The organism is Streptomyces sp. NPDC001415 (assembly GCF_053597395.1).
Genome location: NZ_JBSFIE010000011.1, coordinates 105,037 through 120,600, shown reverse-complemented (window position 1 = coordinate 120,600; position 15,564 = coordinate 105,037). Strand labels below are relative to the sequence as shown.

Genomic DNA, 15,564 nt, shown 5'->3' with positions numbered 1-15,564 from the left:
GGTGGGGCTCAACCCCGCCGGTCCGCCGGGTTGTGCCAGCGCGGGGCCGGGCGGTTCAAGAGCCATTCCGCCGGGCCGAGCGGGCGGGGACCCGGGCCCGCCGAAGGGACCGCGTCGCTGAAGACACGGCCCACGTCCACCCCCAGCCCCACCAGAACCCCGCGGACCTCGGTCATGAACCCCGGCGGCCCCGCCAGATACACGCCATGGTGGGGCCAGTGGCTGCGATGACCCAGCGCGGTGATCAGGCGTTCCGTGGCCTGAAGGGGATCCCGCCCCGGCGCCGGCGTGATGAACGTCGTGTGGAGGCAAGGGAGTTGGGAGGCCAGCGCCTCAACAGCCGGCCGGTCGTACAGGTACGCCACATCCCGCGCCACCACGAACAGCCGTACCTCGTCCGCGAATTGAGCCCGGGTCAGCTGCTCCAGCAGGGCCTTCATGGGGGCCCACCCCGTACCCGCGGCTATGAAGGTCAGCGGGCCGGACGGGGTCGGCCCCAGGGATAACGAGCCCGCGGGCGGGCTCAGTCGCAGTGCGTCCCCCGGGTCCGTCCGCTCGACCAGTGCCGTCGACATCAGCCCCCCGGAAACCCGGCTGGCATGAAGGTCGACCGTGCCGTCCGCACGCGGCGCGTTCCCGATCGAGTACGTCCGCCACGCCCCCGGCACCCGCGGATGCGCCACACTCACGTACTGCCCTGCCGTATAAGGGAGTTGGGGCGACGGGCGCAGGGTGAGGACCGCCAGGTCGGGGCCGTAGCGGGCATGGCGGACGACCTCCGCGCCCCACCACGCCGGCTCCCCCGCCGAGGCCGCCGCGGCCGCGCCCTCCAGCATCGTCTCGGACATCACCGAGTACGCCTGGCACCACGCCTTCTCGACCTCCGCCGTCCACGCCCCGCCCGCCGCCCGGGCGAACGCGGCGAGCAGGCTCGCGCCGACCGCCGCGTAGTGCTCCGGCGCCGCGAGGAACTTGCGGTGGTCGCGGCCCAGCGCACGCAGATAGGAGGGGAGGGAGGGGTCGCCGAGGCGGCCCACGACCTCCGTGATCGCGGCGAACAGCCGGTCGCGCTGGCGCTCCATGGCCTCAGGCCCGGACGGGAACAGCGCCCGCAGGCCCGGGTTGTGCCAGAAGAGGTGGGAATAGAAGTATTTGGCCGCATGCTCGGCCCGCCGCTCCACCACCGCGAAGCCGGCCCTCAGCGCCTCTTGATCCTCTTGATCCACCGCGTGAATGTAGGGGAGAGAGCGGGATACGGTCGAGAGGTGCAGGACAACAACCCCATTCCGCCCGCCCCGCCCGCCCCCGAACTCTTCACCTGGGAGTTCGCCACCGACCCGTACCCGGCGTACGCCTGGCTGCGCGAGCACGCCCCCGTGCACCGTACCCGGCTGCCCAGCGGCGTCGAGGCGTGGCTGGTGACGCGGTACGGGGACGCCAAGCAGGCCCTCGCCGACCAGCGGCTCTCCAAGAACCCGGCGCACCACGACGAGCCGGCGCACGCCAAGGGCAAGACGGGCATCCCGGGCGAGCGCAAGGCCGAGCTGATGACGCATCTGCTCAACATCGACCCGCCGGACCACACCCGGCTGCGGCGGCTCGTCTCCAAGGCGTTCACTCCGCGTACGGTCGCCCAATTCGCGCCCCGCGTCCAGGAGTTGACCGACCAGCTCATCGACGCGTTCGAGGCCAAGGGCGAGGCCGATCTCATTCACGAGTTCGCCTTCCCTCTCCCCATCTACGCCATCTGCGACCTGCTCGGCGTACCGCGCGAGGACCAGGACGACTTCCGCGACTGGGCGGGCATGATGATCCGGCACGGCCGCGGACCGCGCGGTGGCGTTGCCCGCTCGGTCAAGAAGATGCGCAACTACCTCGCCGAGCTCATCCACAAGAAGCGCGAGAACCCGGGCGACGACCTCATCTCCCGGCTCATCGAGGCGAGCGACCACGGCGAGCACCTGACCGAGAACGAGGCCGCCGCCATGGCCTTCATCCTGCTCTTCGCCGGCTTCGAGACCACGGTCAATCTGATCGGGAACGGCACGTACGCCCTGCTCCGCAATCCCGAGCAGCGCGAGCGGCTCCAGGGTTCGCTCGCCGCGGGGGAGACGGGCCTGCTCGAAACCGGCGTCGAGGAGCTCCTGCGCTACGACGGGCCCGTCGAGATGGCGACCTGGCGGTTCGCCACCGAGCCGCTGACGCTCGGCGGGCGGGACATCGCGGCCGGCGACCCCGTGCTCGTGGTGCTCGCCGCCGCCGACCGCGACCCCGAGCGCTTCGCCGACCCGGACGCGCTCGACCTCGGCCGCAAGGACAACCAGCACCTCGGGTACGGGCACGGGATCCACTACTGCCTCGGTGCGCCGCTGGCGCGCCTTGAGGGGCAGACGGCTCTGGCGACCCTGCTGCGGCGCCTTCCTGACCTGCGGCTCGCGGCGGAACCTGACGATTTGCGCTGGCGCGGCGGGCTCATCATGCGCGGACTGCGCGCCCTGCCGGTCGAGTTCACGCCGCCGCGTTGAGGGCCCGCGTCCGAGCCGTATCTGACGGACCGTCAAGACTGTGACTTTTATGTGATCCCGGCTGCATCGACTTGTGACAAGCGTTCGAGTACGGCTACGTTCACCGTTCATTCGGCTCAGCAGTCACACGGAAGGCCTTTCGCATGCGCTCCGGGAATGGACGGCATCGTCGACCCCGCCAGGCACCCGCTCTCGTCGTCGCGGCAGGAGTGACCGGATCGGCCATCGCCCTTCCCCTGCTCGCCGCGACCGGCGCGAACGCCGCTGACGCGAGCACCTGGAACCAGGTGGCCGCCTGCGAGTCCGGCGGAATGTGGAGCGCCGACTTCGGCAACGGCCTGTACGGCGGGCTCCAGTTCTCGCAGGCCACCTGGGAGGCGTACGGCGGTACGGACTACGCCCAGCGCGCCGACCTCGCCAGCCGCGCCCAGCAGATAGCCGTCGCCGAGCAGGTGCTCAAGGCCAAGGGTCCGCAGGCCTTCGCGAACTGCGGCAGCGCCGCCGGGCTCACCAGGGGCGGGGGCTCGGCGGGGGTCGACCCCGGCGCGCCCGACACGTCGACCGGCACGCCCACGCCCGCCCCCGCGACCCCCTCCGCTCCGGACACCAAGGCGCCCGACGCCACCCCGACGCCGGGCGCCTCCACGCCCGCCACGCCGACTCCGGGTCCCACGAAGCCGAGCGACCCGGCCAAGTCCCCGACGCCGTCCGCATCCACCCCGACGAGCCCCGGCAAGCACCGCGGGTCGCCGTCGCCGGAGGAGAGCGCGGGCACGACCCCGGGCGGCACCGGCTCGTCCGCCCCGACGACCGGTCGGACCGACCCGAGCGGCCCGGCCGGATCGAATGGGTCCAGTGGCTCAAGCGGGTCCAGTGGCTCCAATGGTTCGAACAATTCGGGCAACTCCACCGATAGTCGCGATTCCGGACGTCACGCCTCGCGAGGTGACGATGCCTCACGTGAGTCCGGTAACACCCCCGCCGCCAACGGCGACTACACCGTCCGTCCCGGCGACAATCTGTCGGTCATCGCCGAGGCGAACAAGATCCAGGGCGGCTGGCCCGCGCTGTACCACGCCAACGAGAAGCTGATCGGCACCGACCCGAACCTCATCCTGCCTGGCCAGAGCCTGGACCTGAAGGGTGTCGCGGCGGTCGTGACGGCCCCGAAGTCGGCACCGAAGCAGGGTTAGTTCGCTGGCGTATGTCCGTTCTGTGCAAGTGAGACATGGGTCTCTTCGCCTCAACTGGCGTGTCCCGTCTGCCCGGTCCGTCCGCCCCGCCCCTCACCTGCGGAAACATCCCTTGTGTGACGGCAAGTAGGGGGGATTTCTCCCCGATGTGCGTCTTTGAACATTGGCGGGGCGTGTGTTTTCGTCGGACTCGCTCGTCACCACGAGCCCCGTCGACCGAGCACGCCGAATCCTGCCGTCGGCCGACGGGAACAGTCGACGCTTATGCGCCGTAGGCAGGAGCGGGGGACCCAAGGTAAGTGCCGGGCCCGGCAGTTCAGACGACTGCCGCAACGGCTTGGGGTGAAGACGGGCGCATCGACGCTCGGCCGGGCAGCTCACGCCCGAACCCGACAGCTCACCTCGCAGGCGTCGGTGAGGAGAACCTCCATGCTGCTTTCCGGCAAGGGCAAGCACCGTCGCCCGTCCAAGGCCGTCCGTGTCGCCACGCTGGCCGGTGTCACCGGTGTCGCCGTGGCCGCCCCGCTGATGGCGGCGGGCAACGCCTCCGCCGCTTCCGTCCAGACCTGGGACGCCGTCGCCCAGTGCGAGTCCGGCGGCAACTGGTCCATCAACACCGGCAACGGCTACTACGGCGGCCTGCAGTTCTCGCAGTCCTCCTGGGCCGCCGCCGGCGGCACCCAGTACGCCGCGCGCGCCGACCTCGCCACCAAGGGCCAGCAGATAGCCACCGCCGAGAAGCTGCTCGCGATGCAGGGCCCGGGTGCCTGGGGCTGCGCCGGCGCCGGCAACCTGACGTCCGGCGGCAGCAAGGCCGACGTCGACACCTCCGGCTCGTCCTCGAAGCCGAAGGCCTCGAAGCCCGCGGCGCCCAAGCAGCAGGCCCAGCCCCAGCAGAAGTCGCAGCCGAAGGCGAAGAAGGCCGAGCGCACCGAGTCCGCGCCGGCCAGCCGCGACGAGCAGCGCACCGAGCCGGTCAAGCAGGGCAACGGCGAGTACACCGTCAAGTCCGGCGACACCCTCGGTGACATCGCCGCCGCCAACGGCGTCAAGGGCGGCTGGCAGAAGCTGTTCGAGCTGAACAAGGACATCGTCAAGGACGCGAACCTGATCTTCCCGGGCCAGAAGCTGCACCTCAGCTGAAGCTGACCCACCCCCCCAGGTCGCCCCGGCCCGGCGCGCATTCCCCCGTACGCGCCGGGCCGGGGTTTTCGCTGTTACCCGGCAGTAGTGTTGTGGCCCTTTGCCCGGGAATCAGGGTTCTTGGGCCCTTTTTCGTCCCAGGAGGCGGGCACCCGGCTGGCCGGAGCTCCAGAGCCGGTTAGGCTCTTGTCGCAAGGCGAAGCGACCCCGCAAGGCCCTGCACTGCTTGCGTCACATCTAGCGTCACATCCCAGAAGGAGATGCTCGTGCCGTCCATCGACGTCGTCGTAGCCCGGGAAATCCTGGACTCCCGAGGCAACCCCACGGTCGAGGTCGAGGTCGGCCTCGACGACGGCAGCACCGGCCGTGCTGCAGTTCCGTCCGGCGCCTCCACCGGTGCCTTCGAGGCCATCGAGCTCCGCGACGGCGACCCCAACCGCTACGGCGGCAAGGGTGTCGAGAAGGCCGTTCTCGCCGTCATCGAGCAGATCGGCCCGGAGCTCGTCGGCTACGACGCCACCGAGCAGCGCCTGATCGACCAGGCCATGTTCGACCTGGACGCCACGGACAACAAGGGCTCGCTCGGCGCCAACGCCATCCTCGGCGTCTCGCTCGCCGTCGCGCACGCCGCCTCCGAGGCCAGCGACCTGCCGCTGTTCCGCTACCTGGGCGGTCCCAACGCGCACCTGCTGCCCGTCCCGATGATGAACATCCTCAACGGTGGGTCGCACGCCGACTCCAACGTCGACATCCAGGAGTTCATGATCGCCCCGATTGGCGCGGAGTCCTTCTCCGAGGCCCTTCGCTGGGGTGCCGAGGTCTACCACACGCTCAAGAGCGTCCTGAAGCGCAAGGGCCTGTCCACCGGCCTCGGCGACGAGGGCGGCTTCGCGCCGAACCTGGAGTCCAACCGCGCCGCCCTCGACCTCATCCTTGAGGCCATCAAGGAAGCCGGTTACGCCCCGGGCAAGGACATCGCGCTCGCGCTCGACGTCGCCGCGTCCGAGTTCTACAAGGACGGCAAGTACGAGTTCGAGGGCAAGTCCCGCTCGGCCGCCGAGATGACCGAGTACTACGAGGAGCTCGTCTCCGCGTACCCGCTGGTCTCCATCGAGGACCCGCTGTTCGAGGACGACTGGGCCGGCTGGAACACCATCACCTCGCGTCTTGGCTCGAAGGTCCAGATCGTCGGCGACGACCTGTTCGTCACCAACCCCGAGCGCCTCTCGCGCGGCATCGAGGAGGGCTCCGCCAACGCCCTGCTCGTCAAGGTCAACCAGATCGGTTCGCTGACCGAGACCCTGGACGCCGTCGAGATGGCCCAGCGCAACGGCTTCAAGTGCATGATGTCCCACCGCTCCGGCGAGACCGAGGACGTCACCATCGCCGACCTCGCCGTCGCGGTGAACTGCGGCCAGATCAAGACCGGCGCCCCGGCCCGCTCGGACCGCGTCGCCAAGTACAACCAGCTGCTGCGCATCGAGGAGATCCTCGACGACGCCGCGGTGTACGCGGGCCGCAGCGCCTTCCCGCGCTTCAAGGGCTGAGCGGCTTCACAGGCTGAGCAGCTTCGAGTCCAAGGCTGATCAGTGTGAAGGGCCGACGCCCTAGCCAGTCGTACGTACGTCCCCGGCCGCGGTCCCGTACCGTGTCCGGGGACGTCCGTGTGTAACGGGGAGGCGCGAGAGCGATGCGCAAGAACGCCAAGGGTAAGGACCGCGACCGGTTCTCCACCGCGGCTCGGCTCAAGGCGCTCGGCGAGCAGACCGCCGCCCGCGTCTACCGCTCGCAGAGCAAACGACAGGCCCGCCGCTCCCGGCTCACCGGCCGGGCGGCGCTGCTCGCCCTGGTGCTGTGCTCGATGATCGTGGCGCTCGCCTACCCCATGCGGCAGTACGTCTCGCAGCGCGCCGACATCTCCGACCAGCAGCGCAGGGCCGTCGACGCCCAGAAGGCGGTCGAGCAGCTGCGGGACGAGAAGGCGCGCCTCCAGGACGACGCGTACATCGAGAAACTGGCCCGCGAGCACCTGCACATGCAGTTCCCGGGGGAGACCGGCTTCACCGTCGTCGACCCGGGCACGGCGAACAAGCACCGCGAGGACAAGGTCGAGACCGGCCGCGCCTGGCACTCCAACCTCTGGGACGGCGTCGACAACGCCGACCGCCCCGCCAACTGACCACCTGCTAGCGATAGAGACTGACCCAGGCATGGAAACGCCCCCGCCCCAGACCGAACGCACCGAGCCCACCGACGCGGACATCGCCGCCTTCAAGCAGCAGCTGGGCCGCCCGCCGCGCGGGCTGCGCGCGATCGCGCACCGCTGCCCCTGCGGCAACCCGGACGTCGTCGAGACGGCCCCGCGTCTGGAGGACGGCACGCCGTTCCCGACGACGTACTACCTGACGTGCCCGCGTGCGGCCTCCGCGATCGGCACCCTTGAGGCGAACGGCGTCATGAAGGAGATGACGGAGCGCCTCGCGAGCGACCCGGAGCTCGCCGCCGCCTACCGCGCCGCGCACGAGGACTACATCGCGCGCCGCGACGCCATCGACGTCCTGGAGGGCTTCCCGAGCGCGGGTGGCATGCCGGACCGGGTCAAGTGCCTGCACGTGCTTGTCGGTCACTCGCTGGCCGCGGGCCCGGGCGTGAACCCGCTCGGCGACGAGGCGATCGCGATGCTGCCCGAGTGGTGGGCGAAGGGCCCGTGCGTGACGCCGTGCGGCGGGGAGGACGACAAGTGACGCGCGTCGCCGCGATCGACTGCGGTACGAACTCGATCCGCCTCCTGGTCGCCGACGCCGACCCGGCGACCGGGGACATCGTCGACCTGGACCGGCGCATGACCATCGTCCGGCTCGGCCAGGGCGTGGACCGCACCGGGCGGCTCGCCCCCGAGGCGCTTGAGCGGACGTTCGCGGCGTGCCGCGAGTACGCCGCGGTGATCAAGGAGCTGGGTGCCGAGCGCATCCGGTTCGTCGCCACCTCCGCCTCGCGCGACGCCGAGAACCGGGACGACTTCGTACGCGGCGTCCTCGACATCCTGGGCGTCGAGCCCGAGGTGATCTCCGGCGACCAGGAGGCCGAGTTCTCCTTCACCGGCGCCACCAAGGAACTGCACGCCGAAGGGGACTATCTGGTCGTCGACATCGGCGGCGGCTCCACCGAGTTCGTGGTCGGCTCCCGGAGCGTGCGGGCCGCCCGCTCGGTGGATATCGGCTGTGTGCGGATGACCGAGCGCCACCACCCCGGCGACCCGGCGACCCCCGAGCAGATCGCCGCGATCCGCGCCGACATCGAGGCCGCCCTCGACCTCGCCGAGCAGACCGTGCCGCTGCGCGAGCCGCGCACCCTGGTCGGCCTCGCGGGCTCGGTCACGACCGTCGCCGCGATCGCGCTGGGCCTCACCGCGTACGACTCGGCCGCCATCCACCATTCACGTATCTCTCACGACGAGGTCGCCGCGGTCACCGAGCGCCTGCTCGCCTCCACCCACGAGGAGCGCACCCGCATCCCCGTGCTGCACCCGGGCCGGATCGACGTGATCGCGGCCGGTGCGCTGGTGCTGCTCGCCGTCATGGAGCGGACCGGGGCCCGGGAGGTCGTGGTCAGCGAGCACGACATTCTGGACGGAATCGCCTGGTCGATCGCCTGATCGTGGCCCCGCGAGTGCCTTTGGGCCCGGCCGCGCGAGAAAGTTCGTGAAGTTCTTCACAAGGAAATCGGGCCCCCGGGCCGAGGTTTGTGGTCCCAGGACCGCTTTCCGAGGCTCAGGGGCCCCTTCCGTGCGCATTCCAGACGGTGGTTGGCGCGTTACGCCTGCGTTTCATGCGGCAGTGGTCCAGCGGGCGCGGAGCCGTGCGGGCCAGTTCAGGAGGGGTGAACAACGTTCTCCCCTACACCGTGGTTCCCTCGTCGCGCCATGACCTCGGTCACGTGGGCCGCGCAGTGTAGCAGAGCCCCTGTCAGACCTTGTGAAGGGGCGCACGAGCGGGGGGTCATCGGCGGGTGGATACTCGATGGCATGAGCACCACGGAGCGTCCCAGGATCCTCGTAGTAGGTGGCGGGTACGTAGGCCTGTACGCAGCGCGACGCATTCTGAAGAAGATGCGTTACGCGGAAGCGACCGTCACGGTCGTCGACCCGCGCTCGTACATGACGTACCAGCCCTTCCTCCCCGAAGCCGCCGCAGGCAGCATCTCGCCGCGTCACGTCGTCGTCCCGCTGCGACGCGTCGTGCGCGGAGCCGAGGTGCTCACCGGCCGGGTCACCAGCATCGACCAGGACCGCAAGGTCGCCACGGTCGCGCCGCTCGTCGGCGAGGCCTATGAGCTGCCCTTCGACTACCTGGTCATCGCGATGGGTGCGGTCTCCCGCACCTTCCCGATCCCCGGTCTCGCCGAGCAGGGCATCGGCATGAAGGGCGTGGAAGAGGCCATCGGCCTGCGCAACCACGTTCTGGAGCAGCTCGACAAGGCCGACTCCACCACCGACGAGGACGTCCGCCGCAAGGCGCTGACCTTCGTCTTCGTGGGCGGCGGCTTCGCCGGCGCGGAGACCATCGGCGAGGTGGAGGACATGGCCCGCGACGCGGCCAAGTACTACACCAACGTCAAGCGCGAGGACATGCGCTTCGTCCTGGTCGACGCCGCCGACAAGATCCTTCCCGAGGTCGGCCCGGAGCTCGGCCGCTGGGGCAAGGAGCACCTTGAGGGCCGTGGCATCGAGATCTACCTCTCGACCTCCATGGACTCCTGCGTGGACGGCCACGTCGTGCTGAAGAACGGCCTTGAGGTCGACTCCAACACCATCGTGTGGACCGCGGGCGTCAAGCCCAACCCGGCGCTCTCCCGCTTCGGCCTCCCGCTCGGCCCGCGCGGCCACGTGGACGCCCAGCCGACCCTCCAGGTCACCGGCACCGACTACATCTGGGCCGCGGGCGACAACGCCCAGGTCCCGGACCTCGCCGCGATCAAGGCCGGCGTCCCGGCCGAGCGCGCCTGGTGCCCGCCGAACGCCCAGCACGCGCTGCGCCAGGCCAAGGTGCTCGGCGACAACGTGGTCTCCGGCATGCGGGGCTTCCCGCAGAAGGAGTACTCGCACTCCAACAAGGGTGCGGTGGCGGGCCTCGGCCTCCACAAGGGCGTCGCGATGATCGTCATGGGCAAGATGAAGATCAAGCTCAAGGGCCGGCTCGCCTGGTACATGCACCGTGGCTACCACGGTCTGGCCGTGCCGACCTGGAACCGCAAGATCCGCGTCTTCGCCGACTGGACGCTCGCGATGTTCCTCAAGCGCGAGGTCGTCTCCCTCGGCGCGATGGAGACCCCGCGCGAGGAGTTCTACGAGGCGGCCAAGCCCGCCCCGGCCCCTGCGGCCAAGGTCGAGGACAAGGCCGAGCAGAAGGCCAAGGCCTCCTAGCCTCAAGCAGCGTCACCCCGAAGGGGCCGTCCGCCATCCGTGGTGCGGGCGGCCCCTTCGGCGTGCCCGGCGCCATCCGGGCCGGCCCATGACCGGTTTCCGGCCAGGAAGATGGTGTATGCAGACACCTTGTCACCCCCGTGCGTGGTAGCGGGATTGCTCCGCGCCCGGGCACTGTTGACCGGGGTGCTGAGACATTTCTGCGAGGCACGGAGGTGTGCACCATGGCCGACGCGGCGCTGCGGCTGACCGCTCTTGCCGAGGAATTGCTGGGGGAGGCACTCCCGGTACGTATCCGGGCGTGGGACGGCAGTGAGGCGGGCCCGCCCGGCGCCCCGGTTCTCGTCGTACGCCACCGGCGCGCCCTGCGCCGGCTGCTGTGGAAGCCGGGCGAACTGGGCCTGGCCCGCGCCTGGGTGGCGGGCGAGATCGACGTCGAGGGCGACCTGTACGCGGCTCTCGACCTGCTGGCCGGGCTGATCTGGGAGCGCGGCGGCGAGCCCAAGGACACCGTCCACCCGGTGCGCGACCCGAGGCTGCGGGCCGCCGCCAAGGCCCTGCTCAAGCTGGGCGGCGCGCTGCCCCCGCCGGCCCCGCCCGCCGAGGAGATGCGGCGCCGCACCGGCCGGCTGCACACCAAGCGCCGCGACAAAGAGGCGATCAGCCACCACTACGACGTCGGCAACGACTTCTACGAGCTGGTGCTCGGCCCGTCGATGGTCTACTCGTGCGCGTACTGGGAGAGCCCCGAGGCGACCCTGGAGGACGCCCAGCGCGACAAACTCGACCTGATCTGCCGCAAGTTGGCCCTCAAGGAAGGCGACCGGCTGCTGGACGTCGGCTGCGGCTGGGGATCGATGGCCATCCACGCGGCCCGCGAGTACGGCGCGCACGTCGTCGGCATCACGCTGTCGCGCGAACAGGCCGCGTTCGCCCGCAAGCGGATCGCCGAGGAGGGGCTCACCGACCGGATAGAGATCCGTGTCCAGGACTACCGGGACGTCAAGGACGGCCCGTTCGACGCGATCTCCTCCATCGGAATGGCCGAACACGTCGGCATGGTGCGGTACGCGGAGTACGCCGACATCCTGTTCGCCCTGCTCAAGGACGGCGGGCGGCTGCTCAACCACCAGATCGCCCGGCGCCCCGAGCGGGACGAATCGGCGTACGAGGTGGATGAGTTCATCGACAAGTACGTCTTCCCCGACGGCGAGCTCGCCCCGGTCGGCCGCACCCTGGCCGCCCTGGAGGAGGCCGGGTTCGAGGCGCGCGACGTCGAACCGATCAGGGAGCACTACGCCCTGACGCTGCGTCACTGGGTGGCGAACCTGGAGTCCGACTGGGCCCGCGCCGTGCGGTACACCAGCCCCGGCCGGGCCCGGATCTGGCGGCTCTACATGGCCGCCTCCGCGCTCTCCTTCGAGCGCAACCGGATCGGCGTCAACCAGATCCTGGCGGTGAAGACCCCGGTGGGCGGCGCCTCGGGAATGCCGCTGAGGGCCCGCACCTGGAACTGACGGCCCCTGACATGACGGCGGAGGGGCCCGGGAGTCAGACTCCCGGGCCCCTTCAACTCCCGTATACCTAAAGGCAGTTGCCGACCTACTCGGTCTTGATGGCCGTCAGCATGTTGAGCTTCGCGGCGCTGCGGGCCGGCCACATGGCGGCGAGCACGCCCACCAGGCCGGCGAGCAGCAGGAAGATGCCGATGCGGTCCCACGGGATGACCAGGGCGTAGTTCGGGATCGACTTCTTGATGGTCTGGCCGATGGCCCAGGCGAGGAAGGAGCCGAGGCCGATGCCGATCACCGCGCCGAACATCGAGATGACGATGGCTTCCAGGCGGATCATGCGCTTGACCTTGCGGCGGTCCAGGCCGATCGCCCGCAGCATGCCGATCTCCTGCTGGCGCTCGAACACCGACATCGCGAGGGTGTTGACGACGCCGAGGACCGCGATGATCAGGGCCATCGCGAGCAGGCCGTACATGATGTTGAGCAGCGTGTTGATCATGCCGCCGAACTCGTTGCGGATGTCCTGCTGGTCCATGATGCTGATCGCCGGGTTGTCACCGAGCGCGCTGACCAGGGCCTTCTCATTGGCGCTGGTGGCGCCGCCGTCCGTCTTGACGAAGATCTGCGGGATGTAGGGCTTGGTCTGGTGCGGGTCGAGCACGGAGGTCGGGGCGAGCACCGAGTCCAGGAACTCGTTCTCCTTGTACGTCGCGCCGATCGTCAGCGAGCCCTTCTTCTGGTCCGCGAACTCGACGGCGACCTTGGAGCCGGGCTTCCAGCCGTGCTTGGCGGCGGTCTTGTCGTCGACGGCTATCTGGCCCTGGCCGAGGGTGGCCAGGGAGCCGGACACCGGCTCGACGTTGATGACCTTCTCGATGTCGCCGGGCGTCACACCTGCCACCGACTGGCCGCTGCCGTCGAGCTGGAGGTACGAGGACTCCTTGGGGGAGACCGCCGAGACGCCCGGGGCCTTGCGCAGCGCGGACAGGACGTCCTTGTCGAGCCCGGAGCCGTTGGCCGCCATCTGGACCATGTAGTCGGCCTTGATGTTGTCCGTCGTCATCTTGTCGATGGCGCTGCCGAGCGTGACGCCGAGCACGGACAGCCCCGTGACGAGGGTGAGGCCGATGGCGAGCGCGGAGGCGGTGGCGCCGGTGCGGCGCGGGTTGCGCACCGCGTTCTGGCTGGCGAGCTTGCCGGAGACGCCGAACGCCTTGCCGAGCGCGGGCCGTACGAGGGCGATGACCGGGCGGGACAGGAGCGGGATCAGGATGATGATGCCGACCAGGGCGAGGAACGCGCCGAGGCCGATGAGCATCTTGCCGTCCTTGCCGGCGGCGGCACCGGCCATGACCGCGGCCGCACCGCCGAGGGTGATGACGCCGCCGATGGAGTTCCGTACGACCAGGGACTTGGTGGTGGCCACGCCGTGCACGCTGCTCATCGCGGCGACCGGCGGGATCTTCGCGGCGCGCCAGGCGGGCAGCAGCGCGGCGATCAGGGTGACGAAGACGCCGACGGCGAGGGCGGCGATCACCGGGGTGGCCGAGATGATCAGCGGGCCGTCCGGCAGCTTGGCGCCGAAGGCGCCCATCGCGGACCTGAGCCCGGTCGCGAGGCCGAGACCGAGGGCGAAGCCGATCGCGGAGGCGATCGTGCCGACCACGAGTGCCTCGGCGAGCACCGAGCGGCGGACCTGGCCGCGCGAGGCGCCGACGGCGCGCATCAGGGCGAGCTCGCGGGTGCGCTGGGCGACCAGCATGGTGAAGGTGTTGGAGATCAGGAAGATGCCGACGAACAGCGCGATGGCGGCGAAGGCGAGCAGCGTCTGGTTGAGGCCGCTGAGGCCCTTCTCGATGTCCTTGGCCTCCTGGTCGGCGAGCTGCTGGCCGGTCTTGGCGTCGGCGTCCTTGGGGAGCAGCGGCTTGACCTCGCCGAGGATCTTCTGGGCGTCGGCGCCGGGGGCGGCGGCCACGCTCACGTTCTGGAAGTAGCCCGGCTTGAGGTAGAGCTGCTGGGCGACGGCGGTGTCGAACAGGACGAGGCTGCCGCCCGCGTTGACCTGGCCGTCCTCGGTGGTGAAGACGCCGGCGAGCTTGTACTGCTTGACCGGCCCGTTGGTGGCGACCCGCACGGTGTCGCCGACGGTGTACTTGCCCTTGTCGGCGGTGTCCTTGTCGAGCGCGATCTGGTCGTCCTCCACCGGGCCCGAGCCCTGGGTGAAGGTGTACGCCGGGTCGTTGCCGCCCTGGCCGGGGGCGAAGTTGCCGCCCTTGTTGGCCCAGCCCTGGCCGATCAGCTTGCCGTCGGTGCCGGCCACACCGGCGAAGCCGTCCACCCGGCCGGTGGCCGAGGCGACCCCGTCGAGCTTCTCGATCTTCTGCAGGGTCTGCTTGCTGACACCGGGCTCCCGCTCGGCGTCGTCACGGCTGCCGTACGTGGTGACGGCGACGGCCACCTTGTCGTAGCTCTTCGACGACTGGTTGCGGAAGGCGTTGCCGAGGGTGTCGGTGAAGACGAGGGTGCCGGAGACGAAGGCGACGCCGAGCATGACGGCAAGCACCGTCATCAACAGCCGGGCCTTGTGCGCGAGCACGTTGCGCAGGGCGGTCTTGAACATGGGGTTTCTCAGTCCTGGGTCGGGTCGGGCCGTACAGGCGCTGGGCGCCAAGAGTCAGCCCCTCCGGCGTTCGAGGAGCGGGGGTCTGGGGGCGGAGCCCCCAGGAATACCGGGTGCGGGCTTGGAAGGCCCGGCATCAACTGGCTAGGGGGTTCGGGGGCGGCGCCCCCGACGGCTCGGGGTCAGCTGGTGCGGCCCTTCGCATCGAAGGCCTTCATCCGGTCCAGCACCCCGTCCGCGCTGGGCCGCAGCATCTCGTCGACGATCCGCCCGTCGGCGAGGAATATGACCCGGTCCGCATAGGACGCGGCGACCGGGTCGTGGGTCACCATGACGACGGTCTGCCCGAGCTCGCGCACCGAGTTGCGCAGGAAGCCGAGGACCTCGGCGCCGGAGCGCGAGTCCAGGTTTCCGGTCGGCTCGTCACCGAAGATGATCTCCGGCTGGGAGGCGAGCGCGCGGGCCACGGCGACGCGCTGCTGCTGGCCGCCGGAGAGCTGGGTGGGGCGGTGGGAGAGACGGTCGGAGAGGCCCACCATGGAGATGACCTGGTCGAGCCACTGCTTGTTGGGCTTGCGGCCCGCGATGTCCATGGGCAGCGTGATGTTCTCCAGGGCGGTCAGCGTGGGCAGCAGGTTGAACGCCTGGAAGATGAAGCCGATCTTGTCGCGGCGCAGCTGCGTGAGCTGCTTGTCCTTGAGCGAGCCGAGCTCGGTCTCGCCGATGCGGACCGAGCCGGAGCTGAAGGAGTCGAGGCCCGCGACGCAGTGCATCAGCGTGGACTTGCCGGAGCCCGACGGGCCCATGATCGCGGTGAACTCGCCCTGCCGGAAGTCGACCGTGACCTGGTCCAGGGCGACCACCTGGGTCTCGCCCGTGCCGTAGACCTTCGACAGCTCGATGGCGCGGGCGGCCACCGCGGTCGCGCGGTGTGCGGTGGGGATGGTGGTCACGGAGGTACTCCTGTCGAACGGCTTTCGGGGACTTCTCCATCCTCTCCGGCGCCCGGCGCCGGATCGTCAGTCCCTGTGCCCGTTCGCTGGCCCTCTTGAGTCGGACGGAAGAACCACCTCCGTCCTCCTGAGGTATGACGACACCCCTGAGAAGACGCGGGATCGAGGCGGGCTCCGCCGTCGCTCAAGCCGGG

General features: G+C 70.2%; 12 protein-coding genes and 1 riboswitch. Of the genes, 9 read left to right on the top strand and 3 right to left on the bottom strand.

Features of this window, described 5'->3' with window-relative positions; all coding sequences use genetic code 11:
- Positions 1-8 precede the first annotated feature (8 nt).
- Positions 9-1,226, bottom strand: a complete 1,218-nt coding sequence (locus ACWC2B_RS17520; protein ID WP_450717357.1) for a globin domain-containing protein — start codon at positions 1,224-1,226, stop codon at positions 9-11.
- A gap of 39 nt (positions 1,227-1,265) precedes the next feature.
- Here ACWC2B_RS17520 and ACWC2B_RS17515 point away from each other — a divergent pair, with 39 nt between their 5' ends.
- The 9 genes from ACWC2B_RS17515 to ACWC2B_RS17475 all read left to right on the top strand — a co-directional run bounded on the left by ACWC2B_RS17515 (position 1,266) and on the right by ACWC2B_RS17475 (position 11,800).
- Positions 1,266-2,525, top strand: coding sequence for a cytochrome P450 family protein (locus ACWC2B_RS17515; protein ID WP_450717355.1), 1,260 nt, complete (start codon positions 1,266-1,268; stop codon positions 2,523-2,525).
- Positions 2,526-2,668: 143 nt separating this feature from the next.
- On the top strand, positions 2,669-3,718 hold the full coding sequence (locus ACWC2B_RS17510; RefSeq protein ID WP_450717353.1) for a transglycosylase family protein: 1,050 nt from the start codon (positions 2,669-2,671) through the stop codon (positions 3,716-3,718).
- A 257-nt stretch (positions 3,719-3,975) separates the two neighbouring features.
- A riboswitch (cyclic di-AMP (ydaO/yuaA leader) is annotated at positions 3,976-4,144 on the top strand.
- Between the two features lie 3 nt (positions 4,145-4,147).
- A complete protein-coding gene (locus tag ACWC2B_RS17505) occupies positions 4,148-4,861 on the top strand; it encodes a transglycosylase family protein (protein WP_450717351.1) in 714 nt (237 codons plus the stop codon).
- A gap of 260 nt (positions 4,862-5,121) precedes the next feature.
- Positions 5,122-6,408, top strand: a complete 1,287-nt coding sequence (gene eno / locus ACWC2B_RS17500) for a phosphopyruvate hydratase (RefSeq protein ID WP_114039304.1) — start codon at positions 5,122-5,124, stop codon at positions 6,406-6,408.
- A gap of 143 nt (positions 6,409-6,551) precedes the next feature.
- Positions 6,552-7,040: an FtsB family cell division protein gene (locus tag ACWC2B_RS17495; protein WP_450717348.1), complete on the top strand. Its 489-nt coding sequence runs from the start codon at positions 6,552-6,554 to the stop codon at positions 7,038-7,040.
- A 31-nt stretch (positions 7,041-7,071) separates the two neighbouring features.
- A complete protein-coding gene (locus tag ACWC2B_RS17490; RefSeq protein ID WP_344376293.1) occupies positions 7,072-7,605 on the top strand; it encodes a DUF501 domain-containing protein in 534 nt (177 codons plus the stop codon).
- On the top strand, positions 7,602-8,516 hold the full coding sequence (locus tag ACWC2B_RS17485; RefSeq protein WP_450717346.1) for a Ppx/GppA phosphatase family protein: 915 nt from the start codon (positions 7,602-7,604) through the stop codon (positions 8,514-8,516). Before ACWC2B_RS17490 ends, ACWC2B_RS17485 begins: the two co-directional genes overlap by 4 nt.
- A 369-nt stretch (positions 8,517-8,885) precedes the next feature.
- On the top strand, positions 8,886-10,283 hold the full coding sequence (locus ACWC2B_RS17480) for an NAD(P)/FAD-dependent oxidoreductase (RefSeq protein WP_450717344.1): 1,398 nt from the start codon (positions 8,886-8,888) through the stop codon (positions 10,281-10,283).
- A gap of 224 nt (positions 10,284-10,507) precedes the next feature.
- A complete protein-coding gene (locus ACWC2B_RS17475) occupies positions 10,508-11,800 on the top strand; it encodes a class I SAM-dependent methyltransferase (protein WP_450717342.1) in 1,293 nt (430 codons plus the stop codon).
- A gap of 85 nt (positions 11,801-11,885) precedes the next feature.
- Here the strand turns inward: ACWC2B_RS17475 and ACWC2B_RS17470 are convergent, their stop codons facing one another.
- Both ACWC2B_RS17470 and ACWC2B_RS17465 read right to left on the bottom strand, forming a co-directional pair.
- Positions 11,886-14,417 (bottom strand): ABC transporter permease, encoded by a 2,532-nt coding sequence (locus tag ACWC2B_RS17470; protein ID WP_450717340.1) that lies wholly within the window; start codon positions 14,415-14,417, stop codon positions 11,886-11,888.
- A 182-nt stretch (positions 14,418-14,599) separates the two neighbouring features.
- Positions 14,600-15,370, bottom strand: coding sequence for an ABC transporter ATP-binding protein (locus ACWC2B_RS17465; RefSeq protein ID WP_450717338.1), 771 nt, complete (start codon positions 15,368-15,370; stop codon positions 14,600-14,602).
- Between the last annotated feature and the right edge of the window lie 194 nt (positions 15,371-15,564).

Excerpts from the sequence above, each read along its gene's own strand:
- ACWC2B_RS17470 (WP_450717340.1), bottom strand. The coding sequence starts at position 14,417 with ATGTTCAAGACCGCCCTGCGCAACGTGCTCGCGCACAAGGCCCGGCTG.
- ACWC2B_RS17480 (WP_450717344.1), top strand. The coding sequence starts at position 8,886 with ATGAGCACCACGGAGCGTCCCAGGATCCTCGTAGTAGGTGGCGGGTAC.
- ACWC2B_RS17475 (WP_450717342.1), top strand. The coding sequence starts at position 10,508 with ATGGCCGACGCGGCGCTGCGGCTGACCGCTCTTGCCGAGGAATTGCTG.
- ACWC2B_RS17490 (WP_344376293.1), top strand. The coding sequence starts at position 7,072 with ATGGAAACGCCCCCGCCCCAGACCGAACGCACCGAGCCCACCGACGCG.
- ACWC2B_RS17495 (WP_450717348.1), top strand. The coding sequence starts at position 6,552 with ATGCGCAAGAACGCCAAGGGTAAGGACCGCGACCGGTTCTCCACCGCG.
- ACWC2B_RS17510 (WP_450717353.1), top strand. The coding sequence starts at position 2,669 with ATGCGCTCCGGGAATGGACGGCATCGTCGACCCCGCCAGGCACCCGCT.
- eno (WP_114039304.1), top strand. The coding sequence starts at position 5,122 with ATGCTCGTGCCGTCCATCGACGTCGTCGTAGCCCGGGAAATCCTGGAC.
- ACWC2B_RS17505 (WP_450717351.1), top strand. The coding sequence starts at position 4,148 with ATGCTGCTTTCCGGCAAGGGCAAGCACCGTCGCCCGTCCAAGGCCGTC.